This is a genomic window from Anaeromyxobacter soli, assembly GCF_022808855.1.
Taxonomy (GTDB): Bacteria; Myxococcota; Myxococcia; order Myxococcales; family Anaeromyxobacteraceae; genus Anaeromyxobacter; species Anaeromyxobacter soli.
Genome location: NZ_JAKZLF010000001.1, coordinates 11,884 through 27,429 on the forward strand (window position 1 = coordinate 11,884; position 15,546 = coordinate 27,429).

At 72.3% G+C, this 15,546-nt stretch carries 18 protein-coding genes; 2 read left to right on the forward strand and 16 right to left on the reverse strand.

What is annotated here, in order from left to right; all coding sequences use genetic code 11:
- The first annotated feature begins 1 nt into the window (after position 1).
- Positions 2-511, forward strand: coding sequence for a hypothetical protein (locus tag MLV88_RS00070; RefSeq protein WP_242361685.1), 510 nt, complete (start codon positions 2-4; stop codon positions 509-511).
- Here the strand turns inward: MLV88_RS00070 and MLV88_RS00075 are convergent.
- A complete protein-coding gene (locus tag MLV88_RS00075; RefSeq protein WP_242361687.1) occupies positions 502-999 on the reverse strand; it encodes a hypothetical protein in 498 nt (165 codons plus the stop codon). The two genes, MLV88_RS00070 and MLV88_RS00075, sit on opposite strands and share 10 nt — an antisense overlap.
- 29 nt (positions 1,000-1,028) lie before the next feature.
- On the opposite strand from MLV88_RS00075, the gene MLV88_RS00080 reads away from it, so the two are divergent.
- Entirely contained in the window at positions 1,029-1,802 is a 774-nt protein-coding gene (locus MLV88_RS00080) for a tetratricopeptide repeat protein (RefSeq protein WP_242361689.1), read from the forward strand.
- A gap of 109 nt (positions 1,803-1,911) precedes the next feature.
- Here MLV88_RS00080 and MLV88_RS00085 read toward each other — a convergent pair whose 3' ends face one another.
- The 15 genes from MLV88_RS00085 to pheT form a co-directional block, all read right to left on the reverse strand.
- Positions 1,912-2,463 carry a 2-oxoacid:acceptor oxidoreductase family protein gene (locus MLV88_RS00085; RefSeq protein WP_242340023.1) on the reverse strand — a complete coding sequence of 184 codons (552 nt, stop codon included), beginning with the start codon at positions 2,461-2,463 and terminating at the stop codon, positions 1,912-1,914.
- 22 nt (positions 2,464-2,485) lie between these two features.
- A complete protein-coding gene (locus MLV88_RS00090) occupies positions 2,486-3,364 on the reverse strand; it encodes a 2-oxoacid:ferredoxin oxidoreductase subunit beta (protein ID WP_242340024.1) in 879 nt (292 codons plus the stop codon).
- Entirely contained in the window at positions 3,361-4,524 is a 1,164-nt protein-coding gene (locus MLV88_RS00095; protein ID WP_242340025.1) for a 2-oxoacid:acceptor oxidoreductase subunit alpha, read from the reverse strand. Before MLV88_RS00095 ends, MLV88_RS00090 begins: the two co-directional genes overlap by 4 nt.
- Before the next feature lie 9 nt (positions 4,525-4,533).
- The gene (locus MLV88_RS00100; protein ID WP_242340026.1) at positions 4,534-4,806 is read right to left on the reverse strand and encodes a 4Fe-4S dicluster domain-containing protein; all 273 of its coding nucleotides are present in this window, start codon (positions 4,804-4,806) and stop codon (positions 4,534-4,536) included.
- A gap of 296 nt (positions 4,807-5,102) precedes the next feature.
- A complete protein-coding gene (locus MLV88_RS00105; protein ID WP_242340027.1) occupies positions 5,103-6,152 on the reverse strand; it encodes a 2-oxoacid:ferredoxin oxidoreductase subunit beta in 1,050 nt (349 codons plus the stop codon).
- A gap of 23 nt (positions 6,153-6,175) precedes the next feature.
- Entirely contained in the window at positions 6,176-8,041 is a 1,866-nt protein-coding gene (locus tag MLV88_RS00110; RefSeq protein WP_242340028.1) for a 2-oxoacid:acceptor oxidoreductase subunit alpha, read from the reverse strand.
- A gap of 192 nt (positions 8,042-8,233) precedes the next feature.
- Positions 8,234-9,619, reverse strand: coding sequence for an FAD-binding oxidoreductase (locus MLV88_RS00115; RefSeq protein WP_243336526.1), 1,386 nt, complete (start codon positions 9,617-9,619; stop codon positions 8,234-8,236).
- On the reverse strand, positions 9,616-10,290 hold the full coding sequence (locus MLV88_RS00120) for an SDR family NAD(P)-dependent oxidoreductase (protein WP_243336529.1): 675 nt from the start codon (positions 10,288-10,290) through the stop codon (positions 9,616-9,618). Before MLV88_RS00120 ends, MLV88_RS00115 begins: the two co-directional genes overlap by 4 nt.
- Positions 10,287-10,949 carry a GTP cyclohydrolase I gene (gene folE / locus MLV88_RS00125; RefSeq protein ID WP_243336530.1) on the reverse strand — a complete coding sequence of 221 codons (663 nt, stop codon included), beginning with the start codon at positions 10,947-10,949 and terminating at the stop codon, positions 10,287-10,289. The genes MLV88_RS00120 and folE overlap by 4 nt, the downstream gene beginning before the upstream one ends.
- On the reverse strand, positions 10,939-11,328 hold the full coding sequence (gene queD, locus MLV88_RS00130) for a 6-carboxytetrahydropterin synthase QueD (protein WP_242340032.1): 390 nt from the start codon (positions 11,326-11,328) through the stop codon (positions 10,939-10,941). Before queD ends, folE begins: the two co-directional genes overlap by 11 nt.
- Before the next feature lie 7 nt (positions 11,329-11,335).
- Positions 11,336-11,629 carry a nitrite reductase small subunit NirD gene (gene nirD, locus MLV88_RS00135; RefSeq protein ID WP_242356935.1) on the reverse strand — a complete coding sequence of 98 codons (294 nt, stop codon included), beginning with the start codon at positions 11,627-11,629 and terminating at the stop codon, positions 11,336-11,338.
- 104 nt (positions 11,630-11,733) lie between these two features.
- Entirely contained in the window at positions 11,734-11,961 is a 228-nt protein-coding gene (locus MLV88_RS00140) for a hypothetical protein (RefSeq protein ID WP_242340034.1), read from the reverse strand.
- A gap of 254 nt (positions 11,962-12,215) precedes the next feature.
- Positions 12,216-12,518 (reverse strand): integration host factor subunit alpha, encoded by a 303-nt coding sequence (locus MLV88_RS00145; RefSeq protein WP_242340035.1) that lies wholly within the window; start codon positions 12,516-12,518, stop codon positions 12,216-12,218.
- 82 nt (positions 12,519-12,600) lie between these two features.
- Positions 12,601-13,059, reverse strand: coding sequence for a hypothetical protein (locus tag MLV88_RS00150; protein WP_242340036.1), 459 nt, complete (start codon positions 13,057-13,059; stop codon positions 12,601-12,603).
- Between the two features lie 3 nt (positions 13,060-13,062).
- Positions 13,063-15,540: a phenylalanine--tRNA ligase subunit beta gene (pheT, locus tag MLV88_RS00155; RefSeq protein WP_243336531.1), complete on the reverse strand. Its 2,478-nt coding sequence runs from the start codon at positions 15,538-15,540 to the stop codon at positions 13,063-13,065.
- Positions 15,541-15,546 lie beyond the last annotated feature (6 nt).

The window sequence follows — 15,546 nt, forward strand, 5'->3', positions numbered from 1 at the left end:
CATGCGTAAGCTACCTCCCCTCCTCGCCGCCCTGGCGGGGCTCGCCTGCAGCGCTGCTCACCCGCCGGCGACCTCCGCCGCCCCGCGTGCTGCGGCGAGCCGGCGCCCGTTCACCGCCGAGCCCGCGGGATCTCCGTCGGGGACGCCGGAGGACCAGGACGGCGACGGCCGCCCCGACACCTGGGTGACGCGCGGCCCGGACGGCGCCCCCTCGCGGCTCGCCTACGACCTCGACCGCGACGGGACGCCCGACGTGGTGCTCGTGCTCGAGGGCGGCGCGCTCGTGCGGGAGGAGCTCGCGTATCCCGTCGGCGGCGTCCCCGCGACCTGGAGCGTGTTCGAGCAGGGCGAGCTCGTCCGCAAGGAGCGGGACACCGACGGCGACGGACGGCCCGACCTCTGGGAGCGCCATGCGCACGGCGTGCTCGAGCGCGTCGAGGTCGACACGGACCGCGACGGGACGCCGGATCGGACGGAGCGCGCCGGCGCGGCGCAGGCGGATCAGAAGTAGAAGCTCGCGCAGAGCGCCAGCTCGGGACGCCAGCCCTCCCCGGGGACGCGCCGGAGGCCCGCCCTCGCCCCGAGCGCGAGGTCCCGGTGCGCGAACCACTCGAGCCCGGCCCCTGCCGCGGCGGAGAGCCCGCTCGCTCCCGCCGGGTCCCATCCGGCGTGGCTCCACCCCAGCTCGAGCTGAAGCAGCGGCCGGAGCGCGTCGGTGCCCGGCGACCAGCGCAGCCCGGCGGTGCCCTCGACGCGGCGGACCGTCCCGCGGCCGGAGGGCTCCGGGGCGGACCCGAAGCCGAGGCGCGCGACGGCCTCGAACGGCCCGTCGAGCCACGCGGTCGCCGCGATCGCGACGGGGAGCGAGACGCGAGCTGCGCCGCCGGCCGGCCACGAAAGCCCGGATTCCACGGAGATGGAGCAGTTCGAGAGCTGGGCAACCGCGGGGGACGCCGCGGCGAGGGCGGCGAGGACGGTGAGTCGCAGGAAGGGGCGCATGCGGCACGCGCGCAGCAAGAAGCGGGCGCATGCCCGCTCTCCACGTCCCCCTCGCCTTCCGTTCGATGCTCGCGGCCCTCCCGCTCGTCGCCTGCGCCGGCCGCGCGACCGTGCACCCCCGCGCCGCCGAGGAGGTCCGCCGCGGCTACGCCTACCTGGAGGCGGCGGACCCCGAGCGCGCCGGCGTCGCCTTCGCGCACGCCCTCGAGTTCGATCCGCAGTTCCCGGAGGCGCTGAACGGGCTCGGCATCGTCGCCCGGCGCGAGGGCGATCTCGACGCGGCGAGGCGCCGGTTCGAGCGGGCGGTGCGCCTCGCGCCGGACTTCGCCGAGGGCCACGCGAACCTCGGGGAGACGCTGCTCGCCGCCTCGCGCGCAGAGCCCGCGCTGGCGGAGCTGCGCGCCGCGCTCCGCATCGACCCCGACCTCGCCGACGCGCGGCAGAACCTCGCCCGGGCGCTGCTCCGCCGCGGGCTGGACGCGCCGGATCGCCCGGCACGCTGGGCGGAGGCGCGGCGCGAGTACCTGCACCTCCTCGAGGCGGACCCCGCCCGCGCCGCCGCGCACCACGATCTCGCGTTCATGGACTACTCGGACGGGCGCTACGCGCGCGCGGAGGCGGGATACCGGCGCGCCGCGGAGCTCGAGCCCCGCTCGCGCGAGGCGCTCCACGGCCTCTGCATCTCGCTCGTGAGGCTCGGCCGCTGCGCCGAGGCGGCGCGCGCCTGCGAGCGCTGCCTCGAGGTCGCGCCGGGCGCCGACGCCTGCCGCACCAGCCTGCGCGGCGCGCGCGCGTGCGAGTAGGCGGCGCCCTCGCCCGGGTCGCGCGCCTCGACGAGAGCTTCGCCGCGAGAACGAGACGACGCGCCGCGGGGAAGCCCCGCGGCGCGCCGGATGCCGAACCGCGTCGTCGCTACGCCTTCGCGACGAGCTTCTTGCCGTGATCGAAGCCGCGCTGGAACGCCTTCATGTTCAGCTCGACAGTGGCGGGGGGGACGGAGTCCTTCACCGCCTCCCGGGCCGCCTCCTCGCTCACGATGCCCGTCACGGCGGTGAAGAACCCCACCATGACGATGTTCATCACCATCTTCCGGCCGAGCTCCTCGGCGATGCGCGTCGCCGGGACGGCGAACACCTTCACCGTGCTCGGCAGCCCGGTGGGCTTCACGAGCTCCTCCTCGATGAGGAGCGTCCCGTCCGGCCGGAGCTCGGGCGAGAACTTCGCGAACGCGTCCTGCGACATCGCCACCATGAGGTGCGGCTTCTGCACGTACGGGTAGAGGATCGGCTCGCTGTCGACGACCACCTGCGCGCTGCAGGCAGAGCCGCGCGCCTCGGGGCCGAAGGCCTGCGTGAGGCACGAGTGCTTGCTGTCGAACAGCGCCGCCGCCTTGCCGATGATGATGCCGCCCAGGATGACGCCCTGGCCGCCCAGCCCGCCGATCTTGATCTCCGTGGGACCCATTTCCGTATTCTCCTCTGGGCGTTTACGCCTGCGACTTCGCGGCGCCGGGCGAGACGTACGGCACGTACTTCGCGCCGAGCGCCTCCTTGTACCGCTGATCCATCGCGTCCTCGAGCGTCGCCCGCTCGCGGTCGACGAACTTGCCGACCGTGATCTCCTTGCGGTAGTCGAGCGCGACCTCGCGCGTGTCGACGCCGTTACGGATGACGCTCTTCTCCTTGTAGAACTTCATCTCGTCGAGCCCCTCGCCGAGCTTGTTGCGGCGGAGGTACAGCGTGGGGCACGGCGCGGCGATCTCGATGAAGCGGAAGCCGCGCTTGTTGATGGCTTCGGCCATCGACTTCGCGAGCTGCTTCACGTGGTAGGCCGTCCAGCGGGCGACGTAGACCGCGCCGCAGGAGTCGGCGAGCATCGGCATGTTGAACGTCTGCTCGAACGCGCCGTACGGCGTGGTCGAGGCGATGGCCGGGCGGAACGTGGTCGGCGTCACCTGGCCGCCCGTCATGCCGTACGTGAAGTTGTTCACCATCACGACGAGCAGGTCGGCGTTGCGGCGCGCCGCGTGGATGAAGTGGTTGCCGCCGATGGCGGACAGGTCGCCGTCACCGGAGTAGACGACCACCTTCAGGTCCGGGCGGGCGAGCTGCAGGCCCGTCGCGAACGGGATGGCGCGGCCGTGCGTCGTGTGGAACGAGTCGACGTTCAGGTAGCCGGCCACGCGGCCGGTGCAGCCGATGCCCGAGACCACCGCCAGGTTGTCGAGCGGGATCTTGGACTCGTCGAGCGCGCGCGCGAAGCAGTTCACCGTCGTGCCGATGCCGCAGCCCGGGCACCAGATCGACGGCATGCGCTCCATGCGCAGGTACTTGTTGACGGGGTTCTCCTTGACCGGCGCGCTCATCGAACGGCTCCCACAATGGCGTTGGTGATGACCTGCGGATCGTGAACGGTGCCGCCGACGTGCGGGACCGGGACGACCTTGGTCCGGCCCTCGACGATGCGCTGCACCTCGAGCACCATCTGGCCCAGGTTCAGCTCGGGGACGACGAACGCCTTCACCTTCTTCGAGAGCTGGAGGATCTCCTTCTCGGGGAAGGGCCAGGCGGTGATGAGCCGGAAGGAGCCGACCTTCACGCCCTGGGCGCGCGCCTGCTGGATCGCGCGCTCGGCGATGCGCGAGGTGATGCCGTAGGAGACGACCACCACCTCGGCGTCGTCGAGGTCCTTCGCCTCGTACTTCACGATCTTGTCGGCGTTGAGGACGATCTTGTTCCAGAGCCGCATCTGCATCTTCTCGTGCTCGGGGACCGTCATCTTCGGGTAGCCGCGCTCGTCGTGCGTGAGGCCCGTGACGTGGATGCGGTAGCCGTCGCCCGGCTTCACCATCTCGGGGACGAGGCTGCCCTCGGCGGGCGCGAAGAGCTTGAACTCGCCGGGCGGCTTCTTCGTCCAGCGGCGCTCGGTGACCTTGATCTCCGCGTCCTCGGGGATGACCACCTTCTCGGTCATGTGCCCCACCACCTCGTCGAGCATCACGAGGACCGGGACGCGGAACTCCTCGGCCATGTTGAACGCGTCCACGGTGAGGTCGAAACACTCCTGCGGCGAGTTCGGGCAGAGCGCGATGAGGCGGTAGTCGCCGTGCGAGCCGAACCGCGCCTGCATCATGTCGCCCTGCGCGGGCTGCGTCGGGAGGCCCGTCGACGGGCCGGCGCGCTGCACGTTGAAGAACACGCACGGCGTCTCGGTGATCGCGGCGAGGCCGATGTGCTCCATCATGAGCGAGAAGCCGGGGCCCGAGGTGACGGTGCAGGCCTTCGCGCCGCCCCAGGCGCCGCCGAGCAGCGCGATCGACGCGGCGAGCTCGTCCTCGAACTGGAGGAAGCGGCCGCCGACGAACGGGAAGCGCTGCGCGAGCCGCTCGACCACCTCGGTCGAGGGCGTGATGGGGTAGCCGGCGGCGAAGCGGCAGCCGGCGGCGATGGCGCCCTCGCTGCAGGCGTGGTCGCCGTCCAGGTAGTGGCTGCCGGTGAGGGTTCCGGAAGAGTTCGCGTTTGACATTCGTGGCTCCTAGGCGGCGGCCGAGTCGAGCTTCTCGCGGTAGCCGTAGATCGAGAAGTCGGGGCAGAAGAGGCCGCACATGTCGCAGCCGTTGCAGAGCTCCGGCTTCGCGAGGAAGGGCGGGTGGTAGCCCTTCGCGTTGTAGCCCTTCTCCAGGTCGAGGGCGTGCAGCGGACAGAACTCGACGCAGAACCCACAGCCCTTGCAGTTCTCGCGGTTCACGACCACCACGCCTTTGAACTTCTTGTCCTTCTTCGCCGCCGGTGACGCTGCTGTCGTCATATCGCTCCTCTGGAGCGTCCGGGCCGGCATGGTCCGGTCACGCTGGGAGAGTGCCGGGGTCAGTACTACGTCGCCCCACGCGGGCGCCTGGACGCAGGTCAATCGAGAAGAGATTTCCCCGCGAATCGATTGCGCATTTCATCGACCCATTTGCTCGACGTTTGATCGACCGCGCGCCTCCACGATTCGACGCGGGCCGGCCCGGGGTCGCGCGAATCCGCGCAGAGGCGCGAAAAGACGAAGGCCCTCCCCCGGATGAGGGGAAGGGCCTTCGAGGTCGGGACGCGGCGGTCGGGCTACCCGATGGTCCAGGTGTCGCTGCCGGCGAGCAGCTTCTCGAGCGACGCGTCGGGCTTCTTCGCCTTGGCGCCGTCGATGATCTGCCAGGTCAGCTCCTCGCAGGTCGGCATGCGCACGTTGCGGAACACGCCGATCGGCGTGGGGAACCCGGGCTTCATCGAGAGGTTCGCGAGCATGAACGCGATGGTCGGATCCTCCCGCGTCGCGTCGTGCACGAGGATGTCCTTCTCGGTCACGCCGCCGTCGCCGATCGTCACCACCTCGAGCTCGGCGCTCTGCGGGTTGAAGCGAATGCCCTTCTTGTTGTCCTTGCCGAACACGAGCGGCTTGCCCTGCTCCATCCGAAGGAGCGCGTCCGCCTTCACCGCCTTGTCGGTGAGGAACTCGTAGGCGCCGTCGTTGAACACCGGGCAGTTCTGGAAGACCTCCACGAGCGTGCTGCCCTTGTGCTCCGCCGCCGCCTTGAGGACGCCGCCCATGTGCGCGCCCTCGACGTCGATGGTGCGCGCGACGAACGTGGCGCCGGCGCCGAGCGCGAGCGCCGGCGGGTTGAACGGGTAGTCGGGCGAGCCGTGCGGCGTCGTCTTGGTCTTCTTGCCGAGCTCGGAGGTCGGCGAGACCTGGCCCTTCGTGAGCCCGTAGATGCGGTTGTTGAACAGCAGCATCTTGAGGTCGAGGTTCCGCCGCATCGCGTGGATGAAGTGGTTGCCGCCGATGGCGAGCGCGTCGCCGTCGCCGGTCACGATCCACACCTGCAGCTCGGGCCGGGAGACCTTGAGGCCCGAGGCGAAGGACGGCGCGCGGCCGTGCAGCGTGTGCATCCCGTAGTTGTTCATGTAGTACGGGAAGCGGGACGAGCAGCCGATGCCGGAGATGAAGACGATGTTCTCGCGCTTCACCCCGACGGCCGGCAGCGCGCGCTGCACCTGGTTGATGATCGAGTAGTCGCCGCAGCCGGGGCACCAGCGCGGATCGACGCCGGACTCGAAGTCCTTCTTCGTGTAGGTCGGGAGGGCGGTATTCACGTTCTGTCCATTCGTGCTCATGGTGATAGTCCTTTCCGGCTCTCTCAGAGGACCTCGAGGACCTTGCCCACGAGCTCGCCGATCTTGATGGGCTTGCCGTTGATGCGGTTGAACTGCAGCGGATCGACCCCCGGGAACTTGCCGCGCAGGTAGAAGGCGAGCTGCCCGTCGTTCACCTCGGGCACGAACACCTTCTTGAAGCGCCTCAGCACCTCGCCGAGGTTCTTCGGGAGCGGGTTCAGCCAGCGCAGGTGCACGTGGCTCACGGCCTTGCCGCGCGCCTGCAGCTCCTCGGCGGCGCCGCGGACCGCGCCGAACGTGCCGCCCCAGGAGACGAGCAGGAGGTCCCCGCTCGCCGCGCCGAACGTCTCGACGTCAGGGACGTCCTCCACCACGTTGCGGATCTTCTGCGCGCGCGTCTTCACCATGCGCTCGTGGTTCATGCCGTCGTACGACACCATGCCCGAGAGCGAGTCCTTCTCGAGGCCGCCGACGCGGTGCTCGAGACCCGGCGTGCCCGGGACCGCCCAGGGCCGCACGAGCTTGTCGTCGCGCAGGTACGGCATGTACTGCGCGCCGTCCGCGTAGTTCGGGACGGTCTGGTACTTCACCTGCAGCTTGGGCAGCTCGTCGAGGCTCGGGACCTTGAACGGCTCCGAGCCGTTGCCGAGGTAGCCGTCGGTGAGGAGGAGCACCGGCGTCATCCACTTCGTGGCGATCTTCATCGCCTCGATCGCCGACCAGAAGCAGTCCGCCGGGCTCTGCGCCGCGAGGACCGGCATGGGCGCCTCGCCGTGGCGGCCGAAGAGGGCCATGAGCAGGTCCGCCTGCTCGGTCTTCGTCGGCATGCCCGTGGACGGACCGCCGCGCTGCACGTTCACGATGACGAGCGGCAGCTCGGTGATGACGGCGAGGCCCATCATCTCGGTCTTGAGCGCGAGGCCCGGGCCGGAGGTGGAGGTGCAGGCGAGCGCGCCGCCGAAGGCGGCGCCGATGGCGGAGCCGATGCCCGCGATCTCGTCCTCGGCCTGGTACGTCACCACCCCGTGCTCCTTGAAGTACGACATCTCCTGGAGGATCTCGGTGGCGGGCGTGATGGGGTAGCTGCCGAGGAACACCTGCCGGCCGGTGAGCCGCGCGACCGTGGCGAAGCCGAGCGCCGTGGCGAAGTTGCCGGTCACGTTGCGGTACGTGCCCGCGGCGAGCTTCGAGGCCGGCACCTGGTACCGCTGGTAGAACACCTCGGACGTCTCGCCGTAGGCGTGGCCCGCCTTGAAGACGGCGGCGTTCGCCGAGGCGAACTCCGGCTTCTTCGCGAACTTCCGCTGGATCGCCTCGAGCTGCGGCTCGATCGGCCGGCTGTAGAGCCAGTACATGAGGCCGAGCGCGAAGTAGTTCTTGCAGCGCGCGACCTCCTTCGACGACAGCCCCGAGCCCGCGAGCGCGGTCTCGGTGAGCTTGTTCATGTCGACGGGGACGAGCTTGTACGTCTGCGTGAGCGCGGCGTCCTCGAGCGGGTTCGTCTTGTAGCCGGCCTTCTCGAGGTTGCCCGCCGTGAACGCGCCGGCGTTCACGAGCAGCATGCCGCCCGGCTTCAGATCGGCGAGGTTCGTCTTGAGCGCCGCCGGGTTCATCGCGACCAGCACGTCGGGCGCGTCGCCGGGGGTGTGGATCTCCCGGGCGCCGAAGTTCACCTGGTAGCCCGACACGCCGTAGAGCGAGCCGGCGGGCGCGCGGATCTCCGCGGGGTAGTCCGGGAACGTCGCGAGGTCGTTGCCGGCCAGCGCGCTCGCCCGCGTGAACTCAGTGCCGGTGAGCTGCATGCCGTCGCCGGAGTCGCCGACGAAGCGGATGGTGACGGCCTCGACCTGCTCGACCGTGTGCTTTCCCGCGGAAACTTGCGTGGACATGTGTCCTTTCGTCCTTTCAGAGAGTGCGCGCGAAGCGAAGGCCCGGCGGTAGGCGCCGGGCCGGCCTTGACTTCATGCCGGATTGGGCCGGGGAAGTCAAACCTAACCCCCTGAAATGACGCGAGGATTGTGGACCGTCCTTGTCCCCAATCAATCTGATCAGAAGATCGGATCCGCGCGTCCGAGGGCCCCTCAGCCCGGGAACATCTTCCCCGGGTTGAGGATTCCGAGCGGATCGAAGACCGCCTTGAGGCGGCGCTGGAGGGCGACGAGCTCCCTGCCCTGCTCGTACTCGAGGAAGTCGCGCTTCGCGAGGCCGACGCCGTGCTCGCCGGTGATGGTGCCGCCGAGATCCACCGCCGCGCGGAGGATCTCCCCGACCGCGAGATCGACCCGCGGGCGCTCCTCCGCCCGATCGAAGAGCACGTTGCAGTGGAGGTTGCCGTCGCCGGCGTGCCCGTACGTCGCGACGACGAGGCCGTGCCGGGCCCCGATCGCCTTGGCGCGCTCGACCATCGCCGGGATCTTGGAGCGCGGGACGGCGACGTCCTCCGAGAGCTTCATCGGGTGGAGCGTCTTGAGGTTGACCGACAGGTAGCGGCGCGTCTCCCACACCTCGCGGCGCTGCGCCTCGTTCTGCGCGACGATCACCTCGCCCGCCGCGTCCCCCTGCACGATCTCGGCGACCCGGACGATCTCCGCGAACACGCTCTCCTCGTCGTTGCCGTCGGTCTCGACGAGGAGCGCCGCCCCCGCCCCCGCGGGGAACCGGAACGGCGAGGTCTTGCCCGCGGCGGCGAGCGAGACGTCGTCGAGGAGCTCGAGGCAGCGCGGGATCACCCCGCCCGCGAGCACGCGGGAGACGGCGCGCGCCGCGCTCGCGACCGAGTCGAACACCACGAGCGCGGTCGAGACGTGGCGCGGGCGCGGCAGGAGCTTCACCATGACCTCGGTGACGATCGCGAGCGTCCCCTCGCTCCCGACGAGCAGGCCGGTCAGGTCGTAGCCGGCGACGCCCTTGATGCTCCGGTGGCCGACCTTCAGGATCTCGCCGGTGGGGACGACCGCGGTGAGCCCGAGGACGTACTCGCGGGTCACGCCGTACTTGAGCGCGCGCGGCCCGCCCGCGTTCTCGGCGACGTTGCCGCCGATGGTGCACAGCTCGAGCGAGTTCGGATCCGGGGGGTAGAAGAGCCCGTGCTCCTCGACCGCCGCCTGGAGCTGGCCCGTCACGACGCCGGGCTCGACACGGGCCACGAGGTCCTCGGGCGAGATCTCGAGGATCCGGTTCATCCGCTCGAGCGACACCGCGATCCCGCGCTGCACCGCCAGCACGCCGCCCGACTTGCCGCTGCGCGCCGCCACCGGCACGACCGGCACGCGGTGCGCGCTCGCGATCCGGAAGACCTCCCGGATCTCCTCGGCGGACTCGACGAGCACCGCGACGTCGGGCGGGTAGGCCCCGAGGTCGGACTCGTCTCGCCCGTACGCCTCGAGGCGCTCGGGGTCGCGCGTGAGGCGCTCGGCGGGGAAGGCGCGGGCGAGGTCCGCCAGCGCCGCGGCGACGGGCGCGGTCATCCGAACACCTCCAGGTTCGCGGCCGTGATCGCCGCCGGCGCGTCGAGCGCCGCGAACACCACGACCCGCGCGACGTCCTCGGGGCTCAGGACCGGCGCGAACGGCGTCGCCTTCAGCATCTCGGTGTCGGTGCTGCCCGGCGACACGGCGACGCACTGCACGCCGTGCGGGCGGAGCTCCTCGGCGAGGCACTTCGTGAGCCCGACGAGCCCCCACTTCGACGCGTTGTAGGCGCTCGCCGCCGCGGTGCCGAGCGTGGCGGAGATCGAGCAGACGTTCACGATCCTGCCGCGCCGCCGCGCCTTCATCCCGGGGATCACGGCGCGGGCGCAGAGGAACGCGCCGGTGAGGTTCACCTCGAGCACCTCGCGGAACGCGGCCGGGGTGAGATCCTCGGCGAGCCCGCGCGCGAGCACGCCGGCGTTGTTCACGAGCAGCTCGACCGGGCCGAGGGCGCGCTCGTGCGCCGCGAGGAGGCGGGCCACGTCGTCCTCGCGCGAGACGTCCCCCGCCACGGCGAGGGCCGCGCCGCCCTCCTCCACGAGCGCCTCCACCTGACCTGCCGTCCGGGCGAAGACCGTGACGGCGACCCCGCGGGCCGTGAGCGCCCGCGCGATCGCCGCGCCGATGCCCCGCCCGCCGCCCGTGACGATGGCGGTCCTCGCGGTCACCGCCTCGCCCTCCGCGCCCCGCGGGCCGGCGCACCGGCGCGCCCGGCGAGCGCGAGGAAGCGCCGCCGCGCCGCGCCGTCCCGCGCGAGCGCCCCCACCCAGGCGTCCGCGTGCGCGCGCGCGCCGCCGCGCTTCTCGCCGCGCACGGTCATGCAGAGCTGCTCCGCGTCGAGCAGGCACGCCGCGCCGCGCGCCCCGAGGTGCGTGACGAGCGCGTCCGCGATCGCGCGAGAGAGCTCCTCCTGCAGCAGGAGCCGGTGGGCGAGGGTGTCGACGAGCCGGACGAGCTGACCGAACCCCACCACCCTGCCGCCGGGCAGGTAGGCGACGTGGGCGACCCCCCTCGACGGCAGGAGGTGGTGCGGGCAGACCGAGTGGAACGCGATGCCCGTCACGGCGACGAGATCGCGGCTGGACGACGGGATCGCCTCGGCGAGCAGCTCGGCCGGATCGCGCCGGTAGCCGTCGACGAGGTCCTCGAGCCAGGCCTGCGCCACGCGCCGGGGCGTGCCCTGGAGATCCTCGGACGCGCGGGTCTCGGCGGGCAGCCCGAGCGCGTCGAGGAACCGCTCGACGGCCTCCGCGGCCGCGGCCGGATCCGGCGGCGCGGCGCCGCCGGTGGCGCGGGGCCGCGCCGGCCGGACTGGCCTAACGGCCACGCGGCCCCCGGTAGGTGACGCACGAGTCCGGGATCTCGTAGAGCCGCACCTCGGCGAGCCCCGGCAGGTGCGGCTCGAGCGCCTCCCAGATCCACCGCGCGATGTTCTCCGCGGTGGGGTTCTCGAGCACGTCGTTCAGCGTTCGGTGGTCGACGCGCGCGAGCACCTGCTCCTGCACGACGCGCTTCACCTCGCCGAAGTCGGCGATCATCCCGGTGCGGGGATCGACCTCGCCCTCGAGCGCGACGAAGAACCGGTAGTTGTGCCCGTGCATCCGGAAGCACGGGCCCTCGTAGCGAGGGAGGCGGTGCGCCGCGGCGAAGTAGAACTCCACGTCGAGCCGCATGCGGCGGGCGTCGGGGTAGTCGATCGCTGCCATGGCCCTCTTATAGCTCCACCACGACGTCCTCGCCCTCGACGCGCACGTCGAACGACTGGACGCACACGTCCGGGAACTCGGAGCACTCGCCCGTCTCGAGCGCGAAGGGCCACGCGTGCAGCGGGCAGAAGACCGTGTCGCCCTTCACGTCTCCGGACGCGAGCGCCGCGCCGCGATGCGGGCAGACGTTGTCGAGCGCGTAGACGCGCTCGCCCTGGCGGAAGATCGCGAGCTCGCGGCCGCCCACCTCGACGACCCGCCCACGCCCGTCCTCGATGTCCTGGAGCCTTCCGACCTTCACGCGCACGACCTCACCGTAGCCGGGAGGTCCGACGCGCGGACGTCCGCCGGGTCGCGCCGCGAGTCGCGCGCCTCGCCGCCGGGACGTCGGCGGCGACGGGCGAATCAGCCTGCGCTCGCGGCGACCTGCGCGGGGACGCAGTCGATCGAGCAGTACAGCCGCCCACCCGCCGCGTGTCCGCGCCCGAGCATCTTGGCGCCGCACGCGGAGCACGCGGGCGCGGCCTGCACGACCGCGCAGCCGAACGAGCAGAAGGTCGTCTCCCGGCCGCGATACCTGAGTCCCACCGGATACGGCCCGACGGCGCCTCCGCAGCATGCACAACGGTCCATGGTCGCCTCCCTCGCGCTGCCCTAGGCGGCGCTCGCCAGGAGGGAAGCTAGCTTCCGGGTGCCCGCCGCGGGAGCGCCCCGACGTGGGCACGTCCGGGCCCGGCGCGAGCGAAGGACCGGGTGCATCGGAACACGGTGAGCCCTCGCGCCGGGAACGACACCCCGCACGGCGCGGACGAACGCACGCGCGGGAGGCGCGCGCTGGAGCGCGGCAGCCGAGCTTCGGCGCGAAGACGAGGCGAGATTTCCGGACGCTAGGCGACCGGCGGAGGAGGCATGTCGCTCAGGTTGAGCGCGTTCTTCAGCACCTGGCTCGGCCGGAAGGTGAGCACTCGCCGGGCGCTGATCTCGATCTCCTCGCCCGTCTGCGGGTTCCGGCCGACGCGCGACTTCTTCTCGCGGACGATGAAGTTCCCGAAGCCGCTGATCTTGATCTTCTCGCCGCGCTCGAGCGTCTCCTTGATGGTGTCAAAGACCATCTCGACGACCTCGGCGGCCTCCTTCTTGGAGAAGCCCACCTTCTCGTAGACGCTCTCGATGATATCGGCCTTGGTCACGTCGCGCTCCCGCTCCCGGGTCGGCTAAGTGTCGAATTCGTTAGCTGATTTCAGAAACGGTGTCAAACCCGCACGCGCACCTTCAGCGCTGACCCGCCCCGCCCGGTGCCGCTCCCTCGCCGCTCCCCTCGGGAGCGGGTGAACCCGGCCGCGCCGGAGCCGCGCTTTCGCGCTTTTCCAGCGTCTGGAGCTCGCGCTGTGCCCCTTCCCGGGGCGCACGGGTACGTTCGGCGGCCGCGTCGAGCTGGGCCTCGACACCCTCCCCGGGCGGGACTGTCACGATGCTCTCGCTGGGTCCGCGTCGCCCCAGGCCGGCCGTCCGGGCGAGCACGATCCCGCTCACGCTCGCCGCGGCGAGCGAAAGGCAGAGCGCCGTGGCCGCCGCGGGTCGGCTCGAGCCCTCGACGAGCGCGCGCACGGCGATGACGGCGGCCGCGAGGCCGACGATCACGCCGAACGGGGCCGAGAGCGGATTCCACGACGACAGCGCCGCCGCGACGGCGAAGCCGAGCGCAGCGAGCGGCAGCCGGCGGGTGGCCACGCCCTACCCCCGGAGCTCCGCGCCGAGCCCGCCGCGCAGGCGCGCGACGATGCGCGCGTGGGCGGCGTCCGCCTCGGTGTCGGTGAGCGTCCGATCCGGGGCGCGGTAGCGGATGGCGAGCGCGAGGTTCTTCTTGCCTGCCGGGATGGGGGGACCGCGATACACGTCGAACAGCGTCGCGTCCTCGACGAGCGGCTCCTCGCGGACCGCGGCGAGCACCGCGCCCGCCTCGACGCCCTCGGCCACCACGACCGCGAGGTCGCGCAGGACCGCGGGGAAGCGGGGGATCCCGGCGTAGCGCGGCACGAGCCGCGCGCCCCGCACGAGCGCGGCGCCGGAGAGACGGAACGCGAGCACGCCGCGCGGCAGCTCGAACGCCTCGGCGACGCGCGGGTGGAGCTCGCCGACCTCGCCGAGCGGCGCATCGTCGGCGCCGAGCACCTCGGCGGAGAGCCGCGGGTGGAGCCACGCTCCGCCGCGCGCCCGCCAGCGCGCGTCGATGCCGAGCGCCTCGAGCACGGCCGCGACGGCGGCCTTCGCGTCGTGGAAGTCGACGGGGTCCGATCCGCCCGCCCACCCGGTCGGGCTCCGGCGGCCGACGAGCACGCCTGCGAGCTCCCCCTCCTCGGCGGCCGGCGCCGGCGCGCCCGCCGGGGCGGGGCGATACACGCGGGCGATCTCGTAGAGCCGCACGTCCTCGACGCGCTGGCGACGGTTGGTGGAGGCGTTGCGGAGGAGCGACGGCACGAGGCTCGTCCGCATCACCGCCAGGTCGGCGCTGATCGGGTTCTTGAGCGCGATGGGCCGGAGCGCGGTCGCCGCGGGATCCGCGAAGGGCGCGAGGTCGCGCTCCGCCACGAAGCTGAAGTTCACCGCCTCGGCGAAGCCCGCCGCCTCGAGCGCCTCCCGGGCGCGCGCGGTCACCTGCGCGTCCGCCGGCTCGACCGGCGTGCGGACCGCGTTGGCGGGCAGCGTCTCGGGGATGGCGTCGTAGCCCTTCGTGCGGACGATCTCCTCGACGAGATCCTCCTCGAGCGACACGTCGACGCGCCAGCTCGGCACCCCGAACGTGGCCCCGTCCGCGTCGCTCGCGCGCTCCTCGAACCCGAGGCCGGCGAGGATGCGGCGCACCTCGTCGCGCGCCACGTCGATGCCGAGCAGCTCGGCGGGCCTGCGCCAGCGGAGGCGCACCGCCGGCGCCTGGTGCGGGCGCGGGTGGGCGTCGACGATCCCGGGCCGCACGGTCCCGCCGGCGAGCTCCGCGATGAGCGCCGCGCAGCGATCGAGCGCCGGGATCACCATCCCCGGATCGGCGCCCCGCTCGAACCGGTAGGAGGCCTCGGTCTTGAGGCCGTGCCGCCGCGAGGTGCGGCGGATCCCGCTCGGCGCGAACCAGGCGGACTCGACGAGCACGCGGGTCGTGCCCGCGGAGATCTCCGAGTCGCCCCCGCCCATCACACCCGCGAGCGCGCTGCCGCGATCGCGATCGGCGATGAGGAGATCGTCGGGCTCGAGCGCCCGCTCCTTCCCGTCGAGCGTGACGATCTTCTCGCCGGGCCGGGCGGTCCGGACGACGATCTCGTGGCCGGCCACCTTGTCGAGGTCGAACGCGTGGAGCGGGTGGCCGAGCTCGAGCAGCGCGAAGTTGGTCGCGTCGACCACGTTCGAGATCGAGCGGACCCCGCACGCCTCGAGCCTGCGCGCGAGCCACTGCGGCGACGGGCCGATCTTCACGCCCTCGACCACGCGCGCGGCGTAGCGGGCGCACTTCTCCGGCGCCTCGATCCGGACCTTCACCGCCTCGGCCGCCGGCGCGCCCGCCTCGCGCAGCGCGGGGCGGGGGAGCCGCACCTCCTGGCCCAGGATCGCCGCGACCTCGCGGGCGAGGCCGACGTGCGAGAGCGCGTCCGGCCGGTTCGGCGTGACGTTCACCTCGAGGAGCACGTCCTCGAGCCCGAGCGCGTCCGCGATCGGCGTGCCCGGCGCGAGGCCACGGTCGAGGATGAGGAGCCCGCTCGCGTCCTCGGAGAGCCCGAGCTCGCGGGCCGAGCAGAGCATCCCGAACGACTCGACGCCGCGGAGCTTCGCCTTCTCGATCCGGGTCCCGCCCGGCAGCGTCGTGCCGACGGTGGCGAGCGGGACGACGTCGCCGACCTGGTAGTTCTTCGCGCCGCAGACGATCTGGAGCGGCTCGCCCTGGCCCGCGTCGATCTTCGTGACGGAGAGCTTCTCGGCGTTCGGGTGCTTCTCGGAGGCGAGGATCCGCGCCGCGACCACCCCGGCGAGCCCCTGGCCGACCCGCTCGACGGCCTCGACCTCGAAGCCCACGGCGGTCAGCCGGCGCGCCACCTCGTCCGCGGCGGCCAGCACGGGCGCGGCCGACCGTGGCTGCGCCGGAGCGAGCGGGGCGCCCTGTTGCGCCCCCCCGGCGAGGCTGCCGAGGTCCACGTACTCCGAGAGCCACTTGAGAGAGATCCGCATGCCGAG